Source organism: Psychrobacter cryohalolentis K5, from assembly GCF_000013905.1.
Lineage (GTDB): Bacteria > Pseudomonadota > Gammaproteobacteria > Pseudomonadales > Moraxellaceae > Psychrobacter > Psychrobacter cryohalolentis.
The window spans coordinates 1,522,389-1,541,806 of record NC_007969.1 but is presented as its reverse complement, the minus strand read 5'-3'; the positions used below and the strand labels follow the sequence as shown (position 1 = coordinate 1,541,806).

Sequence of the window (19,418 nt, the reverse complement as noted above, 5' to 3'; positions counted from 1 at the left end):
AGCATAAGGAAGCAGCATTAACTTAATAGGGACTGTTATGATTCGTTCAATTAATACTTTATTGGTACCGATACCTACTATAAGAGCTCATAAGCTCGCTTGTACCGTTATGAACGAACAAGTTTTGGTGTTGGTGCACATTCAAACAGAAGATGGCTATGAAGGTTGGGGTGAAGCAACCACCATTGGCGGTCTAAGCTACGCAGAAGAAAGCCCTCATAGCATCAAGACTAATATCGACACCTACTTTACGCCTCTGTTATTAAAAGAACAGCCTACTAGCACAGCAAAAGCCATGCAGCTGCTAAGTCTTCATATCAATGGCAACCGCTTTGCAAAGTGCGCGATTGAAACTGCCCTACTCGATATCGAAGGCAAACGCCTAAACCTACCAGTAAGTGAGCTGATTGGTGGTCGTGTTCGTGACCGTATCGAAGTGGCATGGACGCTTGCCAGCGGCAATACAGCGACCGATATCGCCGAAGCGAAGCGCATGATTGAGCAAAAGCGCCATCGCATTTTTAAATTAAAAATCGGTAGCAATCCGATTATTGATGATGTTGCCCACGTATTGGCTATCAAAAAAGCGCTGCCTGATTGCCGCATTACGGTTGATGTCAACCAAGCATGGACAGAGCTTGAGGCAATGCAAGGTATTAGCCTATTGCAAGCTGGCGGCGTTGATTTAATAGAACAACCTGTCTCAATGCGCAATAAAGCCGCCCTAAAACGCTTAACCGAACATTTCGATGTAGCCATTATGGCGGATGAAATCGTCCAAGATCCTCAGAATGCCTTTCATTTAGCAGCAGATCATTATGCTGATGTTTTTGCCGTAAAAATAAATCAAGCAGGCGGATTAAAAGCAGCATGCTTAATCGGACAAATGGCACATTTAGCAGGTATCGAGCTCTATGGTGGCACTATGCTTGAAGGTCCTATCGGTACGGCCGCATCCGCCCATGTATTCTCAACCTATCCCAGTCTAAATTTTGATACAGAACTTTTTGGTCCTTTACTATTAACCGAAGACGTTTTAGTACAGCCTCTTGATTATCAAGATTTTGGTTTAAATGTACCTATGGGCGCAGGTCTTGGTATCGAAGTAGATAGCGATAAAGTCTATCACTACGCCAAACAAGCAATCAATAATTCACTTAAATCATCAAAGCCGCAACTTGCTACTAATGCTCAAACTGAAATACTGTAACAGCTAAAAAAATTACCCGTCATCAAATATAAGGAAATAATTATGTTATACCACGTCAGAATGGATGTCTTAATCCCAACAGATATGGATGCCGACAAGGTCAACGAGCTTAAAGCCACCGAAAAAGCATTATCACAAAAGCTCCAAGAGCAAGGTAAATGGCGTCATATTTGGCGCATAGCCGGTCAGTATTCTAACTTCAGCATCTTTGATGTTGAGAGTAATGAAGAGCTACACGACATTATGATGTCATTACCGCTCTATCCGTACATGAAGGTTGAAGTGACACCATTGTTACGTCATCCATCATCTGTTCGTAGTGATGACAGCTAAAGCAAGCCAGTACAGCTGATATCAGAATCTATAAAAACTGAGTAAGAATACTCACTGTAATTACCCCTTAATAAAACAGTCCTCAATAAGGAGAGAGACATGGAACGCAGCCAAATTGAAGCATTAGCCACTCAGTTCATCAAAGGCAAAATCGACTTCCCTGAGCAAGTCAATCCACGCGTACAAGAGATTGTCTTGCGTATCGTGACCGACCTTATGCAAACCATTAACGACTTAAAAATCACTGCAGATGAATATTGGTCTGGCGTTGAGTTTATCGGTGATTTGGGCAAAGAAGCTGGTTTATTATCACCAGGCTTGGGTTTCGATCACTTCATGGATTTAATGATTGAAGAGGATTTAAAAGCAGCCGGTCTTGACGGTGGTACTGTACGTACTATTGAAGGTCCACTCTATGTCGCTGGTGCGCCAGAAGAAAAAGGCTTTGCGCGTCTAGATGATGGCACTGACCTTGACAATGGCACCGTGCTATTTATGCAAGGCACTGTTTATGGTGAAGATGGAAAGCCTCTTCCAAACGCAAAAGTTGAAGTGTGGCATGCCAACAGCTTAGGTAACTACTCTTTCTTTGATGAATCACAGTCTCATTTCAACTTACGTCGTAGCATCATTACCGATGAAAACGGAAATTATGCATTCCGCAGCATCGTGCCGCTAGGTTACTCAGTACCACCAGAAGGAATGACGCAAAAAGTATTGGGCGCGCTAGGACGTCATGGTCATCGCCCCGCTCACATTCATTTCTTTGCCAGTGCTGACGGTCATCGCAAACTGACCACGCAGATTAACATCGATGGCGATGAGTACCTATGGGATGACTTTGCTTTTGCAAGCCGCGAAGGCTTGGTACCAGAAGTGACGATGATCGAAGATGCGGACAAACTAAAAGAAAAAGCGCTTGATAAGCCTTACGCAAGTATCGACTTTGACTTTCATTTAGTAAAAGACATTGACCAAGCTATACAAGGCAGCGAAGTAGAACGCCGCCGTGCTCAAGGTTAATGAGCACTCATATTAAATAGCATTAATTAATAACGATTAGCGACTTACGTTTGATATGTCCTCAGTTGTCGTATCAAACGTTAGCTTCTAATCTCATTTTATACCGTCATTATACAAGGAAGGCAGCCATGAGCGAGCGTATCAATCTAGTACCTGAAGGATCAGACATCACTATTGATGATTTTTTAGAAGAGAACAGTGAAAAAGGGATTTATCGCCTGCATCGTAGCGCCTTCACTAACGAAGAGTTGTTCGAGCTTGAGATGAAGTACATCTTTGAAAACAATTGGGTGTATTTGGCTCATGAGTCTCAAGTTCCTGATAACAACGACTACTACACCTCATACATTGGTCGTCAGCCTGTTATTCTTGCCCGCAATAAAGAAGGCGAGCTGCATTGCATGATTAACTCATGCTCACATCGTGGTGCACAGCTCTGCCGACATAAAAAAGGCAATAAAGCCACTTACACCTGCCCATTTCATGGTTGGACCTTTAACAACTCAGGCAAGCTGCTTAAAGTGAAAGACCCAAGACATGCAGGCTATCCAGAATGCTTCAATAAAGAAAGCTCACACGACCTAAAACAAGTAAAGATGGCCAACTATAAAGGCTTTATTTTTGCTAGCTTAAATGATGATGTCGACCCTATCGAAGACTGGCTTGGTGGTTCAACCAAGATTTTAGATATGATTGTCAACCAATCACCAGAAGGCCTAGAAGTGTTACGTGGTACCTCAACCTATACCTTTGATGGTAACTGGAAACTACAAGCTGAAAATGGCGCTGATGGCTACCACGTCTCAGCCGTACATTGGAACTATGCTGCCACGACTGCACGCCGTAAAGAAGAAACCGCTAAAGAAGACAATATTAAAGCCATGAATGCTGGCAAATGGGGTCGTCAAGGTGGCGGCTTCTATTCTTTTGAAAACGGTCACATGTTGTTATGGACACAATGGGAAAACCCACAAGATCGTCCAAACTATGCCTATCGCGATGACTATATCGCCAGCTACGGTGAAGCCATGGCGGACTGGATGATTGGGCGCTCACGTAATTTATGCCTATATCCAAACGTCTACATCATGGATCAATTCAGCTCACAAATCCGTATGCTCCGCCCTATCGCGGTTGACAAAACTGAAGTCAGTATCTGGTGTATCGCACCAAAAGGCGAAAGCGATGAGGCACGTGCACGCCGTATTCGTCAGTATGAAGATTTCTTTAACGTTACTGGTATGGCAACACCTGATGACTTAGAAGAGTTCCGCTCGTGTCAAGAAGGTTATAACGGTATCAAGCTTGAATGGAATGATATGTGCCGAGGCTCTGAGCATTGGATTCAAGGTGCAGATGAAGGCGCTGCCGCTATTGACCTCAAACCTTTAATGAGTGGTGTTAAGACTGAAGATGAAGGACTATATACCGTCCAACATCGCTACTGGCATGAAGAGATGAAAAAAGCTCTAGAGCAAGAGCAGCAGCTACACGGTGCTAATAGCGACTAATACATTTTTATTATTACTCTGCTATTTATTGTAGAACTGACAAAAAAATAAGGATATCAATCATGAAAAATGCAACTGTTAACATTGAAGACATTAGACAGTTTCTATACCGTGAAGCGCGTTTATTGGATGAGAAAAAATGGGAAGAATGGCTCACTTATTACGATGAAGACTGCCCTTTCTGGATGCCAAGTTGGGATGATGATGGTCAGCTCATCAGCGACCCACAACGAGAAATCTCGCTGATTTATTATCCGGATCGCCGTGGTCTTGAAGATCGCATCTTCCGCATCGAGACTGAGCGCTCATCAGCGACCATACCTGATACGCGTACCACGCACAATTTATCGAATATTGAACTACTCGAAGACAATGACGGTATTGTGACGGTGCGTTTCAACTGGATCAACAAGTCCTTTCGCTATCACGAGACCAATACCTATTGGGGTTACTCTCAGTACAAAATAGACATGACTCAAGACCAACCAAAAATCTTGGATAAGTATATGGTCTTAAAAGACGACTATGTGCATCAAATCATGGACGTCTATCACGTCTAATCATTATTCACTCATTATTTAGCCACTAGCTTTTAATTAATACGTGTTGAAAAGGGATATTTCTCATGGAATATAATATTGCTCTACAGTTCGAAGACGGCGTCACAGGCTTCATCAAATGTGAAGCCGACGAAACCGTCGCCGAAGCCGCTTATCGTCAAAAATTTAATATCCCTGTGGATTGCCTTGATGGTGCTTGCGGTACTTGCCGTTGCCATTGTGAATCTGGCAGCTACGACATGCACCCTGATATGTATATCGAAGATGCACTGACAGAAGCTGAAGCTGCTGAAGGGTATGTACTCACCTGTCAGATGATTCCAGAAAGCGACTGCGTGATCAAAGTACCAACCTCCTCTGAAGCCTGCAAAGTCGGCAAGTCTGTATTCAAAGGCAAACTACAGCAGCTGAATGTGCTGTCAGAATCTACCATTCACTTTGGCGTCGAAGTCGACAATCCAGATGCACTAGTATTTTTGCCAGGCCAGTATGTCAATGTCAGTATTCCTGATTCTAACGAGACACGCTCCTATTCATTTAGCTCTATACCTAGTGCCAATCAGGCTGAATTTGTCGTCCGCAATATTCCTAATGGCAAGATGAGCACCTTCTTATCTGATACTGCGACTATAGGTCAAGAGATTAATTTTGAGGGTCCATTTGGTAGCTTTTACCTGCGCCCTCTAATCCGCCCGACCCTATTTCTAGCAGGTGGTACTGGTATCGCGCCTTTTTTATCGATGCTAAAAAGTTTAGAGGTGTCTGGTGCTCATCATCCTGTCAGGATGGTCTACGGCGTCACCAACGACTTTGATCTTATAGAAGTTGAGAAACTAGAAGAAGTCAAACAAAACCACCCTTGGTTTGACTACCGCACCTGTGTCGCCACTGAAGACAGCCAGCATGAGCGTAAAGGCTATGTCACCGGTCATGTTGATAATGAGTGGCTGAACGATGGTGACGTCGATGTCTACTTGTGTGGTCCGTTAGGGATGGTGGATGCGGTGAGTAACTGGTTAGACAGCAGCAATCTAAAACCGAGTAATTTTTACTATGAAAAATTCACGCCCAGTGAACAATAACGTAGCCTAGCCGTATTACTCTACTAGCAAAGCATGAGCAAGATTTTTAGGAGACTGTCATGAGTAAAAGATTTGATAATAAAGTATGTATCGTTACTGGTGCCGCCCAAGGCATCGGGCGCGGAGTCGCATTACGCTTAGCAAGTGAGGGCGGAAAAATCGTCATGGCAGACTTTTCTCCATTAGTAGAAGAGGTGCTGGCTGAAATCATCGCTAATGGTGGAGAAGCCGTTAGCATTCAAGCTGACCTTGAAACCCATCAAGGTGCTAAAGAGGCTATTGATAAGGCACTTGATAGCTATGGGCGTATCGATATATTAGTCAACAATGTCGGCGGCGCAATATGGATGAAACCTTTTACCAGCTTCTCTGAAGTAGAAATTCAAAAGGAAATCAGCCGCTCATTATTTCCAACATTATGGTGTTGTCATGCGGTATTACCAACCATGGTCAAACAGCAATCAGGCACTATTGTTAATGTGTCCTCTATCGCTACTCGCGGTATCAACCGCATACCCTATTCGACAGCGAAAGGCGGCGTGAACGCCATGACCGCATCGCTCGCTTTTGAGTATGCAAACGATGGTATCCGTGTGAATGCTGTAGCAACTGGCGGTACTGAAGCGCCGCCCAGAAAGATTCCACGTAACGCCAAACCATTAACTGATGATGAAAAATCATGGATGAATGCGGTGGTTGATCAGACCATTGATCGCACCTTTATGAAACGCTACGGCACGATTGATGAGCAAGTCAATGCCATCTTGTTTTTAGCATCCGATGAGTCTTCTTATATTACTGGTAGTACCATTCCTGTGGGCGGTGGCGACGAAGGCTAATAATAAATCTGCCAATTAGTAGCATGCATCTTAATTTGCAACCCCGTAACGAATGCTAATTTGCAAGGAAGCAATATGGCCTCTGTAATCCAAACCTTAAAAAACGACTGGTCGCTCTCCGCATCGGTTGCAGGGTTCTTAGCGGTTCTTATTTCTTATGCGGGTCCTTTGATTATTTTTTTTCAGGCCGCACAAGCCGCACAAGTATCAGATGCCATGATGGCGTCTTGGATTTGGGGTGTCTCCATCGGTGCTGCCATTCCTGGTATTTATTTATCTATTAAATATAAAACACCGGTTATTACAGCATGGTCCGCCCCTGGTACCGCTTTACTGGTTACCCTATTTCCACAGATGAGTATTAATGAAGCTGTTGCTGGTTATATCATTTCAGCTATTATCATATTTATTGTTGGGGCAACAGGTTACTTCGACAAAATATTAAAATGGATTCCTAACGGTATCGCCGCTGGCATGATGGCAGGCATCCTATTTCAGTTCGGCTTAGAATTATTTAAAGCCACTGATAGCATGCCATTTATCGTCTTTAGCATGCTCGGTTGCTATTTATTAGCCAAACGCTTTTCGCCGCGCTATACGATGATCTGGGTACTACTGTGCGGTGTTATCTTAAGCGTCTTACTTGGCAAAATGAACCCTGTCCATTTCGATTTAGCCGTTACCATACCTACTTTTATTGCCCCTGAATGGTCGTGGAACTCAACGTTTAACCTCGCTATACCACTCATCCTTGTGAGCTTAACTGGCCAGTTTTTACCCGGTATGGCTATATTAAATCTAAGTGGCTATGACACGCCAGCCAAGCCTATTGTGAGTGTTACAAGCCTCGCCTCGTTAGCAGTTGCATGTGTTGGTGGTATCACTATCGTACTTGCCGCTATCACAGCCGCGCTTTGTACTGGCAAAGATGCGCATGAACTTAAGGAAAAGCGCTATATCGCAGGTGTCGCTAATGGCATCTTCTATTTATTTGGCGGTTTATTTGCTGGCAGTATCGTGATGGTATTTAGCTTGCTTCCAAAAGAGCTTGTCGCGGCACTGGCCGGCCTTGCGTTAATCGGTGCCATTTCTGCCAATATCACCATTGCTATGAAAAATGATGAGCAAAGAGATGCGGCGTTAATTACCTTTTTGGCGACAGCATCGGGTATGAGCTTTTTGGGATTAAGCTCTGTGTTTTGGGGCATTCTTATTGGCATGATTGCTCACTATATTCTGACCAAAAAACGCCTACTACCAACATCATCTATCTCATTAACGACCTCTAATAATGAAGCCAATTAATAATAACTCGCTTACAAAAAATTTAAGTAGTGTCAGAGTAATGACTCAACCTGTACACCGCTTATCAATCTTAAAGACACTACCTCATATGACTTTTTATAGGATATAAACATGATTAATAAAGCAGATAAAAATATCACTGACGTACTTAGTCAAATCAAAGATGGCGCTACCATCATGATTGGTGGCTTCGGTACTGCAGGGCAACCAGCTGAACTCATTGATGGACTTATTAATTTAGGCGTAAAGGATTTGGTCATCATTAATAATAATGCCGGTAACGGCGACTATGGCCTTGCCAAGCTCTTAAAAACAGGTGCTGTGCGTAAAATCATTTGCTCTTTCCCGCGTCAATCGGATTCTTGGGTATTTGATGAGCTTTATCATGCTGGCAAGATTGAGCTGGAGCTAGTACCACAGGGTAATTTGGCTTGCCGTATTCAAGCAGCAGGTATGGGACTCGGTGCGGTATATACGCCCACAGGCTTTGGTACTTTACTCGCAGAAGGCAAAGAGACTCGAGAAATCGATGGTAAAGACTATGTTCTTGAATATCCCATTAAGGCTGATTTTGCTTTAATCAAGGCGGATAAAGGCGATCGCTGGGGTAATTTAGTCTACCGCAAGTCTGCCCGTAACTTTGGTCCTATCATGGCAATGGCGGCTGATATTACTATCGCCCAAGTCTCCGAAACGGTTGAGCTTGGCGCGCTTGATCCTGAGCACATTATTACACCGGGTATCTTTGTGCAGCATGTGGTGCAAATTCAGCCTGCTAGCACAGCAACTACAGCCACCGCTTAATACTGCCAACTATAAGGAGCGTCATCATGAGCCATACTTCCTACACCGTTTTGACCCGCGATCAAATCGCTGAGCGCGCTGCACAAGATATCCCAGATGGTGCCTATGTCAATTTAGGCATCGGACTACCAACTAAAATTGCAAAATACCTACCGGATGATAAAGATGTATTTTTGCATTCAGAAAACGGTTTACTAGCTTTTGGACCCCCACCTGCTAAAGGTGAAGAAGATCCCGAGCTGATTAATGCCGGAAAAGAGTACGTCACCATGCTCGATGGCGGTAGCTTCTTTCATCATGGCGACTCCTTTGCCATGATGCGCGGTGGTCATATCGATATTTGCGTATTGGGTGCGTTTCAAGTGGCTGCCAATGGCGACTTAGCCAACTGGAGCACGGGTGCGCCAGATGCAATACCTGCGGTTGGCGGCGCTATGGACTTAGCCGTCGGTGCCAAAAAAGTCTTTGTGATGACCAATCACACCACCAAAACTGGCGACCCTAAAATCGTTAGCAAGCTTACCTACCCCGTGACTGGCAAAAACTGTGTTGATCGTATTTATACTGACTTATGTGTCATTGATGTCACTGATAAAGGTTTGGCCGTCACTGAAATGGTCGATGGCTTAAGCTTTGCGGACTTACAAGCATTGACGGGTGCGACGCTAATTGACGCTACAAATTCAAAATAATAAAAAGGACAAGGATGATGACTGATTCAATCACTGGTTTAAATAATGCTTATATTATTGATGCCATTCGCACCCCTTTTGGTCGCTACGGCGGCGGTCTAGCACCAGTACGTGCCGATGATTTAGGGGCTATACCTATCAAGGCGCTAATCGAACGTAATGCCAATGTCGATTGGGTAAAAGTAGATGACGTTATTTACGGCTGTGCTAATCAGAGCGGTGAAGACAATCGCAACGTCGGGCGTATGTCGTCGTTACTAGCTGGCCTACCTTATCAAGTGCCTGCCACTACGGTGAATCGCTTATGCGGCTCGTCAATGGATGCGTTAGCGATAGCGGCGCGTGCGATTAAAGCGGGTGAAGCCAACCTTATTATTGCAGGTGGTGTTGAGAGCATGAGCCGTGCGCCATTGGTAATGGGCAAGTCAGATCAAGCGTTTGGTCGTAGTCAAAAGCTCGAAGATACCACTATGGGCTGGCGCTTTATCAATCCAAAGCTTGATGAGCTATATGGTACGGAGACCATGCCGCAAACCGCCGAAAACGTCGCAGAGCAATTCAATATCAATCGCGCTGACCAAGATGCATTTGCATTACGTAGTCAACAACGTACCGCAGCGGCGCAAGAGGCAGGGTTTTTCAAAGATGAGATTACTCCAGTCAGCATCCCGCAACGCAAAGGCGAGCCTATCACCGTCGATACCGACGAGCACCCTCGTGCTGATACCACGCTTGAGAAGTTAACCAAACTGCGCCCTATCGTCACCGCAGAGGGTACAGTAACAGCTGGTAACGCTTCTGGTATCAATGATGGTGCAGCGGCTTTTTTAGTGGCATCAGAGCAAGCCGTTAAAGAGTTTAGTCTCAAGCCGCGTGCACGTATTGTTGCCTCAACTACAGTAGGTGTTGAGCCGCGTATTATGGGCTTTGCTCCAGCACCGGCGATGAAAAAGCTGCTTAAGCAAACTGGACTGTCACTTGATGAGATGGATGTCATTGAATTAAACGAAGCCTTTGCCGCTCAAGCTCTCGCTTGTACGCGTGACTTAGGGTTATCTGATGATAGCGCGCGCGTTAATCCGAATGGCGGTGCCATTGCCCTTGGTCACCCGCTTGGCGCCTCAGGCGCACGTTTAATTTTAACAGCACTCAATCAACTTGAGAAAACTGATAAGCGTTATGCCATATGCTCAATGTGTATTGGCGTTGGACAAGGTATCGCGATGATTATTGAGCGTGTTGTTAACGATTAAGCAGCACTATTAATAAATATCAATTAAATCACTCACCATTACTATTTCACGGACATCGTCAGGACTAAAAAGGATAATAATGATGCCTATATTTAACAACCAAGAAATTGCCCTAAACTATGCCACTTTTGGTGATAACAGCAATCCTGCTCTGATATTTTCTAACTCTTTAGGTACCAGCTATCATATGTGGCAGCCGCAAATCGATGCCTTACAAAACGATTATTTTATTATCTGCTATGACACCCGTGGCCATGGTAAGTCTTCCGCACCAAAAGGTCCTTATAGTTTCGATCAGCTTGGACAAGATGTGATTGATTTGCTTGATCATTTAAACATTGATAAAGCATTTTTTTGTGGCATCTCTATGGGCGGCATGACTGGTCAATGGTTAGCTATCAATCATCCTGAGCGCTTCCATCACTTGATGCTATGCAATACCGCCGCAAAGATTGGTAATGAGGCAGCATGGGTAGATCGCGCGCAATTGGTACGTGAGCAAGGTTTAGACCCTATCGCCACTACAGCTGCCTCGCGTTGGTTCACAGCAAGTTTTATCGATAACCATCCTGATGTAGTTAAAGCATTATCTGACGCTCTCGCAGCTGGCAGTAGTAAGGGTTATGCCAGCTGCTGTGAGGCATTATCTGTCGCTGATACTCGCGAGCAGTTAAAAACTATCCGTGTCCCAGTCACAGTGCTTGTAGGTTCTGAAGACCCAGTGACGACGGTTGCCGATGGTCAATATATGGTCGATCATATACCTAACGCTAAGCTAGCTACTATCGATGCCTCGCATATCTCGAATATTGAACAGCCTGAAGCATTCAATAAACTCGTGCGACAATATTTAAATGTTCAATAGCTCTATTGGTCACTAAAATTATCACATGAGCATATCAAAGCAATAACAAGGAAGTACCATCAAACAAGGAAGACAGTATGAAACGATCATTATTATCATTGGTTATCGGTATTTTTACTTTTAGCACATTTAGTGCTCATGCCAACATCAATATCGATAAAGAAGTTAAAAGTGTTGAAAGAAAAGTGATTGAATGGCGTCGGGATATTCACAAACATCCCGAATTGAGCAATAGAGAAACTCGTACTGCCGCTCTTGTTGCCAAGCATCTAAAATCACTAGGTATGCAGGTCGAAACTGATATAGCGCATACAGGTGTTGTTGGTTTTTTGAAGGGAGCTAAACCTGGCCCTACAGTGATGCTACGTGCAGACATGGACGCATTACCCGTTACCGAAAAAGCAGATGTGCCTTTTAAATCAACCATTGTGACTAAGTATATGGGTGAAGACGTTGGGGTCATGCATGCCTGCGGACACGATACTCATGTTGCTATGCTAATGGGAACGGCTGAAGTACTAGCTGCGGTTAAAAATGAATTGCACGGCAATATCATGTTTGTATTTCAGCCTGCCGAAGAAGGTGCCCCTGAAGGTGAAGAAGGCGGCGCTGAGCTCATGCTGAAGCAAGGCATATTCAAAAAACATAAACCCGAGGTCGCGTTTGGACTACATATTATGTCGAGCTTAAATAGTGGTCAAATTGGTTACCGAAGCGGCCCTATTATGGCAAGCGCTGATACCTTTGACATAACAGTAAATGGTAAGCAAACTCATGGCTCAGCGCCCTGGAATGGGGTCGATCCTATTTCAACTGCGGCGCAAATCGTTACCGGTGTTAATCATATAGTGAGCCGTCAGATTGATATTACTAAAGAGCCGGCTATTGTCTCATTCGGTAAAATAGGTGGCGGTGTACGCGATAATATTATTCCAGATAGTGTCAATATGATTGGTACTATTCGTAACTTTGATATGGATAATCGCGACCAAATTTTTGATAAGATGAAAACCACGGCCACTCATATCGCAATAGCATCAGGCGCTAAAGCTGACGTCAAAATCAATAAAGGTTATCCAGTTACGATTAATGACCCAGCGCTTACCGCGCAAATGTTACCAACGCTTAAAAATGTAGCAGGTAAAGACAATGTACTTGAGGTGCCTAAACTAACGGCATCTGAAGATTTCTCATTTTATGCCCAAGAAATACCTAGTTTATTTTTCTTTTTAGGCGGCACTCCAGTAGGACAAGACGTTAGCAAGGCGCCATATAATCATTCCCCATACTTTTATGTAGACGAATCATCATTCAAAGTTGGTACTAAAGCGCTTAGCCAACTAGCAATAGATTATTTGGCTATGAAAAAATAACTTTCTAAAAGAGCAATATCTATTGGTATGAGCACTTGCTTAACTCAATAATTAAAGTCGTCATTTTATCTCTTACAACCGATATAATTTAATAAAAATCGAAACAGCTCATATATTTAAAAGATATATGAGCTGTTTTTTCATCTACCTCTTAAGAAGTATTCTCTCTTACCAACAAGCGCATAAAATTCAGAAAAGCAGATATCTAAAGGTTTATTAGTTGTTTAGACATTATTTTAGTAAAAATACACTTTTTTATTGAAGCCATCTACTCGTACTTGTACTTTCTAATCTGCTATAAGATCAAAATCCATACCTTATAGGTATATATTTATACTTAGATGGTTTTTGACTTGCCCATCAGAAAACAATAACTTGTTAGATACTTATAAGGATATTACCCATGGAGAAATACGAATGGAATCACCAACCATAAACATCAATAAAGTTATTGATGAAGCCAAATTTGCTCCTTTTCATTGGAAGGTGCTGTTTTGGTGTCTATTGATCATTATCTTTGATGGTTATGATCTCATCATTTATGGAGTGGCCCTACCGTTACTCATGGAAGAATGGTCATTGACCGCGGTACAAGCAGGCTTTCTTGCCAGCGCAGCACTTTTCGGCATGATGTTTGGTGCCATGATTTTTGGTACTTTGTCTGATAAAATCGGTCGAAAAAAGACCATCATGATCTGCGTCGGTCTATTCAGTAGCTTTACCTTTTTCGGTGCTTTTGCTAATGGTCCGATGCAGTTTGCAGCTTTACGCTTCATTGCTGGTCTTGGTATCGGCGGCGTGATGCCGATTTGTGTGGCGCTGACCTCTGAATACGCCCCAAAGCGTATTCGTAGTACTCTAGTCGCTATTATGTTTAGTGGTTACGCGATCGGCGGTATGGCATCAGCATTATTGGGATCATTTTTGGTGGTAGATTACGGTTGGGAGATTATGTTTTATATTGCAGGCATCCCTACCTTACTCTTACCAATCATTTGGAAAATGCTGCCTGAATCCTTGATGTATTTGGTCAAAGAAAAAAGACATGATGAAGCCAAAAAAATCGTCCGCAAACTTGCACCACAAGAGACTATCACAACCTCTACTGACTTAATCTTAGATGAGCCAACCAAAGGCGATGACGCTCCTATCAAAGCGTTATTCCTAAAAAATAGAGGTTTTACCACCATCATGTTTTGGGTAGCTTTCTTTATGTGCTTGTTGATGGTATATGCTCTCGCCAGCTGGTTACCAAAGCTTATGATTCAAGCAGGTTATTCACTAGGCGCTAGTATGCTGTTCTTATTTGCGCTCAATATTGGCGGTATGGTCGGTGCTATTGGTGGCGGTGTGCTAGCCGATAGATTCCATCTAAAGCCTGTATTAACCGTTATGTTTGTCGCTGGTGCAGCCGCGTTGATATTACTTGGCTACAATAGCCCTCAAGTGGTGCTATATACCCTAATCGCGATTGCAGGTGCTACTACTATCGGCTCACAGATTCTGCTCTATACCTTTGTTGCTCAGTATTATCCGACTGCTGTACGTACGACAGCTATGGGCTGGGCATCGGGTATCGGTCGCATTGGTGCTATCGTAGGTCCTATCTTGACTGGGGCGCTACTCACGCTCGAGCTTAGCCACCAAACGAACTTCTTATTTATCGCCATACCAGGAATAATTGCAGCCGTTGCTATTTTCTTCGTAAACCTTAATGCAGCCGTAGATAGTAAAAAAATTCAAGAAAAACCAGTCACTTTAGACACACCTATAGCGACCTAAATTTGATTTCGACTCTATTTTAATTATACTTTACATTTGTATAACCTGATCGATCTGGCAGCATAAACGCAAGGCACTAAATGCTGCTAGACTTGAGGTTTTAGGGTTTTCGACCAATGGCAGTCCAGCCATGCTAATCTCAAGCTTACCGAATACCCCTTTCGCCATTATATGATGAATATTGTACTCAAGCGTTGGATCAGCGATTAACTCTACGGTTGTATCATCAAGGCCAACGCCTGCAATCGCAATCGTAGCGGCAACGTTTGAATTATCAGGGAATAAAGCAGCCGCTTCTCTAGCGGTACCCGTAAAAAACACAGTAGGTTCCACTAAATTATCGTAGTCAATAAGCCGATCTGCATGGCTTCCTTTCCAGCTCGATGGGTGCTTCTTACCTTGATAAACCACATCACTGAGTCCTGCGAAACTTGCAGCGTGTATGCCATCAATTCCAGCCACTGCACCCGCTAAGATATGAATTTCCACACCATTCGCTTCTGCAGTATCAGCAAGCGATATAGCAAACTTCTCATCAGTAAAAGCGCCGACAGATATAATCCCAAGTGGGATGCTCTTTCCCAATATTTTAATAGCATGTTCTTTGAGCCCATCCTGACCCGACATCTCAACTGCTAAATCAGGAGTTTCTATCAAATCGTCTACCGAAGTAATCACAGCTATAGACTCGCCTAGTTCAGTTTTTATAATCTCTGCGCTTCTGGTGCTGACCAATACTGTTGAGAGGATAATGTTTTTAGGCAACATCTCATGTACTTTTCTTGCCATAGATCCATAGCCTATAAACATCACGTTTTTCATACTTACTCCTATTTATTACTTTTTATATTTCTTCGCTTAGGCTATATAGTCTTGTGCTATTTTCATTCAGCTGCCCAAATATAGATTAAATATATTTTTGTAAAGCAATGATATTAATTGATGACATACCCTAAGACAATAACAAAACACTTTTATGCTGTTATTGGCTCTATATTCAATAGTAGCCATCATTCTGACTATGTGTTGCAAGCTGGGCTGCAAGTGGTACAGTAAAGAGGTATAGGCAATAGCTTTAAGGTAGTTTTTAGGATAGAAATTTTAATCCTATTCAAAGGGATTTTATTCAAAGGAGCTGAATACCAATGAGCATAACTAAACAGGCATCTATTCATATTCGTTGTGATTACGATTTAGCAAACGAATTTAAGTAAGTAGTCGAACAAAACGGATATATCAAATCACTTGTGATGTATGAATTGATGCAAGATTATATTAACAACTTTAAAAACCACAGTCTGCGATCCGAAAAGACGGTAATGGGTCAAGTCTTAAAAAAGTGAACTGGTGAATCTACCACATTACCTTCTATTTTAAATAATGCCTGTCTTATGCGCCCATACTCTTTTACTACACGCTTAGTAAACTGGATATTGGCATCTGTAGATTGGAATGATTAATTAAGTTGAGTGATTACTCAAATATATCTTGAACATTTATTTTAGTCCAGTTAAGATGATCATTGCTATATAAATTACTCCTACTTATAAACACTTCTAAAGGATAAATCATGCCATCAAATTACGGACAAAGAATTCAAGCTGGTGTCAAATTCCCCGATATAAACGTACAGATGCTAAATGGTGATATAAAGTCACTAGGTACGCCTGATAATGGTCATGACTGGAAATTGGTCGTGGTGTATCGAGGTCAACATTGTCCGATATGTACTAAATACCTCAACCAGTTAGAAACCGTAAAATCGTCATTTGCTGATGCGGGTGTCGATATCATTGCAGTATCAGGTGATAGTAAAGAGCAATTAGAGAGTCATTTAGAAAAATTAGATATCGACTTCCCTGTTGCCTATGGTCTGACTGTTGAGCAGATGAATACGTTAGGACTTTATATCTCAGAGCCACGTTCAGAGAAAGAGACCGATCATCCCTTTGCAGAGCCTGGTGTATTTGTGGTTAATGCTGATGGAGAAATTCAAATCGTTGATATCTCCAACGCACCTTTTGCTAGACCTGAACTTGAAGCCCTTGCGAATGGTTTAGCCTTTATTCGAAAAAATGACTACCCTATTCGCGGTACGCATCGTTAGACTCACTGTAAAAAATAATCCTTAATGACTGCATGAGTCTTTAAGGATTATTTGTATTTTTCATTGCTTTTATGATTGTCAAACTAAGACCTCAACACGATAGGATCAGGTTATGCTCAAATTTTATTTTCATCAAACCCCAAACCCGATGAAAGTAGCTGTCTATCTCGAAGAGACTGCCTTGCCGTATGAGTTGATCGCTATAGATACCTTAAAAGGCGAACAACATAGCCCTGAGTATCACGCTATTAACCCCAATGGTAAAACTCCGGCAATCGAAGATGATGGCAAACGCGTGTTTGATTCTACTGCTATCTTGATGTATCTCTCCGAAAAAACAGGGAAATTAGCCGGTAAACCAGAAGATCGTAGCGAGATGCTGTCATGGTTGATGTTTATAGCGACAGGTTTAGGACCGTTTTCTGGTCAATCCGTGCATTTTAGACATAAGGCACCAGAGAAAACGCCTTATGCTATCAATCGCTATCTTCGTGAAGCCGAACGTCATTACGAAGTGTTAGAGACCCACATGGAAGGTCGCGAGTATCTGGTTGGCGATGAGTATTCCATTGCTGATATTTCAGCTTGGGGGTGGATTGATAAAGCAACCGTAGTCTTAGGTGAGGAAGGTTTAGACAACTATCCTAATCTAAAGCGCTGGTTTGCAAATATAAGTGCTCGTCCTGCAGTCCAAAAAGCCCGAAATATTCCTAAAGGCATCGAGTTTAAGACCGAGTTTGATGATGTGGCAGCACGCGCGCTATATCCTCAAAACTTTGCTAAACCCGATAAGAATACCTAACAGCCAAAGAACGACTATCAAGTTAGAGGAATAATTGGCATAGGGTAAGAGTACGAAATATGATACTCACATGATTAAGATTGGTGACGGCGATCCATTCTCATCGGGTTTTGTGGCGATCCACCCTAACTCTAAGATTCCATCAGCTGTGTAAGAATACGCGCTCATTTACCCAACTCAAGGACGAGACATGAAAATACTCAGAACTCCCGATTCGCGTTTTGCAAACCTACCAGATTACAACTTTGACCCGCACTATCTAATGGTCGACGACAGCGAAGACAGTGAGCTGCGCGTGCATTATTTAGACGAAGGACCAAGAGACGCTGATCCAGTGTTACTGCTGCATGGGGAGCCTTCATGGTGTTATCTATATCGTAAAATGATTCCGATACTGACTGCAGCGGGACACCGCGTTATTGCGCCAGACCTCCCCGGTTTTGGGCGCTCAGACAAACCCGCGTCTCGTACTGACTATACTTACCAACGTCATGTCAACTGGATGCAATCCGTACTCGACCAATTAGATCTGAATAACATCACTCTGTTTTGTCAAGATTGGGGTGGACTGATTGGTTTGCGTTTGGTTGCAGAAAATCCAGACCGATTTGCTCGGGTAGCAGCTGGCAACACCATGCTCCCCACCGGCGACCACGATCTAGGTGAAGGTTTTCGTAAATGGCAACAATTCTCGCAGGAAATACCTCAATTTCATGTCGGAGGGACCATCAAGAGCGGTACCGTTACCAAGCTATCACAGGCGGTGATTGACGCCTACAATGCGCCATTTCCTGATGAATCCTATAAGGAGGGTGCTAGACAGTTTCCACTGCTTGTACCCTCGACGCCGGATGATCCTGCTTCAGAAAATAATCGCGCCGCATGGATTGAGCTGAGTAAATGGACAAAGCCCTTTATCACACTATTCAGCGATTCTGACCCAGTGACTGCTGGTGGCGATCGCATTATGCAAAAAATCATTCCCGGAACCAAAGGTCAAGCACATACGACTATTGCCAACGGCGGACATTTTCTTCAAGAAGACCAAGGTGAAAAAGTGGCTAAGCTTTTGGTCCAATTTATTCATGATAACCCGAGATAATTCATCATCACCCTAAGTGACTTAAAGTAAAAAATATAAAGAACTTTGCGCTATTTTCTATAATTTTTTGACAGCTTTTGCTTTTTGTTAGTCATGCTAAATGCTTCATTAAATCACTAGTTTATCTCTGCATCTTCTTTAACATAGATCCTATTCGATCATGATACTGAAAGCGACTACACTAATACGCTAGGATAGTGCTATATTTCAAAACAATAAATATCCACGCCCCTACTATTAAGGACTGACCAATGAGCAGAGAATTTACCCCACAAGAAGGCTCTTGCTCCTGTTATAGCAATACTTATACGATCAACAATCAGCCCATTGGACGCTTTATCTGCCACTGCACTATTTGCCAAGAATTCACTGGCCAAGCTTATAATGATGTGACGATTTTACTTAAACCCGATGTGAGTTCATTAAACCTTATCAGAACCAAATTTCGCCGTTGGAAACTCCCGCCAAATATTAGCCGCGGACTTTGTACGCGTTGCAACAAACCCAGTATAGAAATGGCGTTGGGCGGCAATCTAATATTAATACCCACAACAAATTATCCTGATGTGGCGGCACTACCCAAGCCAACTATGCATCTATTTTATAATCGCCGCACCAGCGATATAGAGGATGATTTGCCCAAGTACAACGGCTTTGTGCAAAGTCAGGCGATGATCTTGAAGGCGCTTGCTCAAGGTATGTATAAGAAGAGAGTCAGTAAACGCTAGTAGTATTAACTTTGATAGACTCTACCAATGATCATTTGGAACCCAAT

19 protein-coding genes are annotated in these 19,418 nt (G+C 43.0%); 18 read left to right on the top strand and 1 reads right to left on the bottom strand.

Annotation, left to right across the window (positions count from 1 at the left end; all coding sequences use genetic code 11):
• The first annotated feature begins 37 nt into the window (after positions 1-37).
• The 14 genes from PCRYO_RS06510 to PCRYO_RS06445 all read left to right on the top strand — a co-directional run bounded on the left by PCRYO_RS06510 (position 38) and on the right by PCRYO_RS06445 (position 14,632).
• Positions 38-1,210: a muconate/chloromuconate family cycloisomerase gene (locus tag PCRYO_RS06510; RefSeq protein WP_011513603.1), complete on the top strand. Its 1,173-nt coding sequence runs from the start codon at positions 38-40 to the stop codon at positions 1,208-1,210.
• Between the two features lie 42 nt (positions 1,211-1,252).
• Positions 1,253-1,543: a muconolactone Delta-isomerase gene (gene catC, locus PCRYO_RS06505; protein WP_011513602.1), complete on the top strand. Its 291-nt coding sequence runs from the start codon at positions 1,253-1,255 to the stop codon at positions 1,541-1,543.
• A 99-nt stretch (positions 1,544-1,642) separates the two neighbouring features.
• Positions 1,643-2,566: a catechol 1,2-dioxygenase gene (gene catA, locus PCRYO_RS06500; protein WP_011513601.1), complete on the top strand. Its 924-nt coding sequence runs from the start codon at positions 1,643-1,645 to the stop codon at positions 2,564-2,566.
• A 128-nt stretch (positions 2,567-2,694) separates the two neighbouring features.
• Positions 2,695-4,077 carry a benzoate 1,2-dioxygenase large subunit gene (gene benA, locus PCRYO_RS06495; protein WP_011513600.1) on the top strand — a complete coding sequence of 461 codons (1,383 nt, stop codon included), beginning with the start codon at positions 2,695-2,697 and terminating at the stop codon, positions 4,075-4,077.
• A gap of 62 nt (positions 4,078-4,139) precedes the next feature.
• Positions 4,140-4,637 carry a benzoate 1,2-dioxygenase small subunit gene (benB, locus tag PCRYO_RS06490; protein WP_011513599.1) on the top strand — a complete coding sequence of 166 codons (498 nt, stop codon included), beginning with the start codon at positions 4,140-4,142 and terminating at the stop codon, positions 4,635-4,637.
• 65 nt (positions 4,638-4,702) lie between these two features.
• Positions 4,703-5,719 (top strand): benzoate 1,2-dioxygenase electron transfer component BenC, encoded by a 1,017-nt coding sequence (benC, locus tag PCRYO_RS06485; protein WP_011513598.1) that lies wholly within the window; start codon positions 4,703-4,705, stop codon positions 5,717-5,719.
• A 59-nt stretch (positions 5,720-5,778) separates the two neighbouring features.
• Positions 5,779-6,558 carry a 1,6-dihydroxycyclohexa-2,4-diene-1-carboxylate dehydrogenase gene (locus PCRYO_RS06480; RefSeq protein WP_011513597.1) on the top strand — a complete coding sequence of 260 codons (780 nt, stop codon included), beginning with the start codon at positions 5,779-5,781 and terminating at the stop codon, positions 6,556-6,558.
• A gap of 75 nt (positions 6,559-6,633) precedes the next feature.
• Positions 6,634-7,863, top strand: coding sequence for a benzoate/H(+) symporter BenE (gene benE, locus PCRYO_RS06475; protein ID WP_011513596.1), 1,230 nt, complete (start codon positions 6,634-6,636; stop codon positions 7,861-7,863).
• 111 nt (positions 7,864-7,974) lie between these two features.
• Positions 7,975-8,667, top strand: a complete 693-nt coding sequence (locus PCRYO_RS06470) for a 3-oxoacid CoA-transferase subunit A (protein ID WP_011513595.1) — start codon at positions 7,975-7,977, stop codon at positions 8,665-8,667.
• Between the two features lie 26 nt (positions 8,668-8,693).
• Positions 8,694-9,359, top strand: a complete 666-nt coding sequence (locus PCRYO_RS06465) for a 3-oxoacid CoA-transferase subunit B (RefSeq protein ID WP_011513594.1) — start codon at positions 8,694-8,696, stop codon at positions 9,357-9,359.
• Positions 9,360-9,376: 17 nt separating this feature from the next.
• Positions 9,377-10,612, top strand: a complete 1,236-nt coding sequence (gene pcaF, locus PCRYO_RS06460; protein WP_041753097.1) for a 3-oxoadipyl-CoA thiolase — start codon at positions 9,377-9,379, stop codon at positions 10,610-10,612.
• Between the two features lie 82 nt (positions 10,613-10,694).
• Positions 10,695-11,477 (top strand): 3-oxoadipate enol-lactonase, encoded by a 783-nt coding sequence (pcaD, locus tag PCRYO_RS06455; RefSeq protein ID WP_041753096.1) that lies wholly within the window; start codon positions 10,695-10,697, stop codon positions 11,475-11,477.
• A gap of 77 nt (positions 11,478-11,554) precedes the next feature.
• On the top strand, positions 11,555-12,850 hold the full coding sequence (locus tag PCRYO_RS06450; RefSeq protein WP_011513591.1) for a M20 family metallopeptidase: 1,296 nt from the start codon (positions 11,555-11,557) through the stop codon (positions 12,848-12,850).
• A 417-nt stretch (positions 12,851-13,267) separates the two neighbouring features.
• Complete coding sequence (locus PCRYO_RS06445; protein ID WP_011513590.1) at positions 13,268-14,632, top strand: MFS transporter; 1,365 nt, start codon at positions 13,268-13,270, stop codon at positions 14,630-14,632.
• 30 nt (positions 14,633-14,662) lie between these two features.
• On the opposite strand, the gene PCRYO_RS06440 is transcribed toward PCRYO_RS06445, so the two are convergent.
• Positions 14,663-15,454: an aspartate dehydrogenase gene (locus tag PCRYO_RS06440; protein ID WP_011513589.1), complete on the bottom strand. Its 792-nt coding sequence runs from the start codon at positions 15,452-15,454 to the stop codon at positions 14,663-14,665.
• Between the two features lie 748 nt (positions 15,455-16,202).
• On the opposite strand from PCRYO_RS06440, the gene PCRYO_RS06435 reads away from it, so the two are divergent.
• From PCRYO_RS06435 to PCRYO_RS06420, 4 genes are all read left to right on the top strand, one after another.
• Positions 16,203-16,739, top strand: coding sequence for a peroxiredoxin-like family protein (locus PCRYO_RS06435; RefSeq protein ID WP_011513588.1), 537 nt, complete (start codon positions 16,203-16,205; stop codon positions 16,737-16,739).
• A gap of 112 nt (positions 16,740-16,851) precedes the next feature.
• On the top strand, positions 16,852-17,541 hold the full coding sequence (locus PCRYO_RS06430; RefSeq protein ID WP_011513587.1) for a glutathione S-transferase family protein: 690 nt from the start codon (positions 16,852-16,854) through the stop codon (positions 17,539-17,541).
• Positions 17,542-17,731: 190 nt separating this feature from the next.
• Positions 17,732-18,643: a haloalkane dehalogenase gene (locus PCRYO_RS06425; protein ID WP_011513586.1), complete on the top strand. Its 912-nt coding sequence runs from the start codon at positions 17,732-17,734 to the stop codon at positions 18,641-18,643.
• Between the two features lie 251 nt (positions 18,644-18,894).
• A complete protein-coding gene (locus PCRYO_RS06420; protein WP_011513585.1) occupies positions 18,895-19,371 on the top strand; it encodes a GFA family protein in 477 nt (158 codons plus the stop codon).
• Positions 19,372-19,418 lie beyond the last annotated feature (47 nt).

Coding starts and splice junctions, on each gene's coding strand:
- pcaD (WP_041753096.1), top strand. CDS start 10,695: ATGCCTATATTTAACAACCAAGAAATTGCCCTAAACTATGCCACTTTT.
- PCRYO_RS06445 (WP_011513590.1), top strand. CDS start 13,268: ATGGAATCACCAACCATAAACATCAATAAAGTTATTGATGAAGCCAAA.
- benA (WP_011513600.1), top strand. CDS start 2,695: ATGAGCGAGCGTATCAATCTAGTACCTGAAGGATCAGACATCACTATT.
- PCRYO_RS06510 (WP_011513603.1), top strand. CDS start 38: ATGATTCGTTCAATTAATACTTTATTGGTACCGATACCTACTATAAGA.
- benC (WP_011513598.1), top strand. CDS start 4,703: ATGGAATATAATATTGCTCTACAGTTCGAAGACGGCGTCACAGGCTTC.
- PCRYO_RS06450 (WP_011513591.1), top strand. CDS start 11,555: ATGAAACGATCATTATTATCATTGGTTATCGGTATTTTTACTTTTAGC.
- catC (WP_011513602.1), top strand. CDS start 1,253: ATGTTATACCACGTCAGAATGGATGTCTTAATCCCAACAGATATGGAT.
- PCRYO_RS06420 (WP_011513585.1), top strand. CDS start 18,895: ATGAGCAGAGAATTTACCCCACAAGAAGGCTCTTGCTCCTGTTATAGC.
- PCRYO_RS06440 (WP_011513589.1), bottom strand. CDS start 15,454: ATGAAAAACGTGATGTTTATAGGCTATGGATCTATGGCAAGAAAAGTA.
- benE (WP_011513596.1), top strand. CDS start 6,634: ATGGCCTCTGTAATCCAAACCTTAAAAAACGACTGGTCGCTCTCCGCA.
- PCRYO_RS06470 (WP_011513595.1), top strand. CDS start 7,975: ATGATTAATAAAGCAGATAAAAATATCACTGACGTACTTAGTCAAATC.
- pcaF (WP_041753097.1), top strand. CDS start 9,377: ATGACTGATTCAATCACTGGTTTAAATAATGCTTATATTATTGATGCC.
- benB (WP_011513599.1), top strand. CDS start 4,140: ATGAAAAATGCAACTGTTAACATTGAAGACATTAGACAGTTTCTATAC.
- PCRYO_RS06480 (WP_011513597.1), top strand. CDS start 5,779: ATGAGTAAAAGATTTGATAATAAAGTATGTATCGTTACTGGTGCCGCC.
- catA (WP_011513601.1), top strand. CDS start 1,643: ATGGAACGCAGCCAAATTGAAGCATTAGCCACTCAGTTCATCAAAGGC.
- PCRYO_RS06425 (WP_011513586.1), top strand. CDS start 17,732: ATGAAAATACTCAGAACTCCCGATTCGCGTTTTGCAAACCTACCAGAT.
- PCRYO_RS06435 (WP_011513588.1), top strand. CDS start 16,203: ATGCCATCAAATTACGGACAAAGAATTCAAGCTGGTGTCAAATTCCCC.
- PCRYO_RS06430 (WP_011513587.1), top strand. CDS start 16,852: ATGCTCAAATTTTATTTTCATCAAACCCCAAACCCGATGAAAGTAGCT.
- PCRYO_RS06465 (WP_011513594.1), top strand. CDS start 8,694: ATGAGCCATACTTCCTACACCGTTTTGACCCGCGATCAAATCGCTGAG.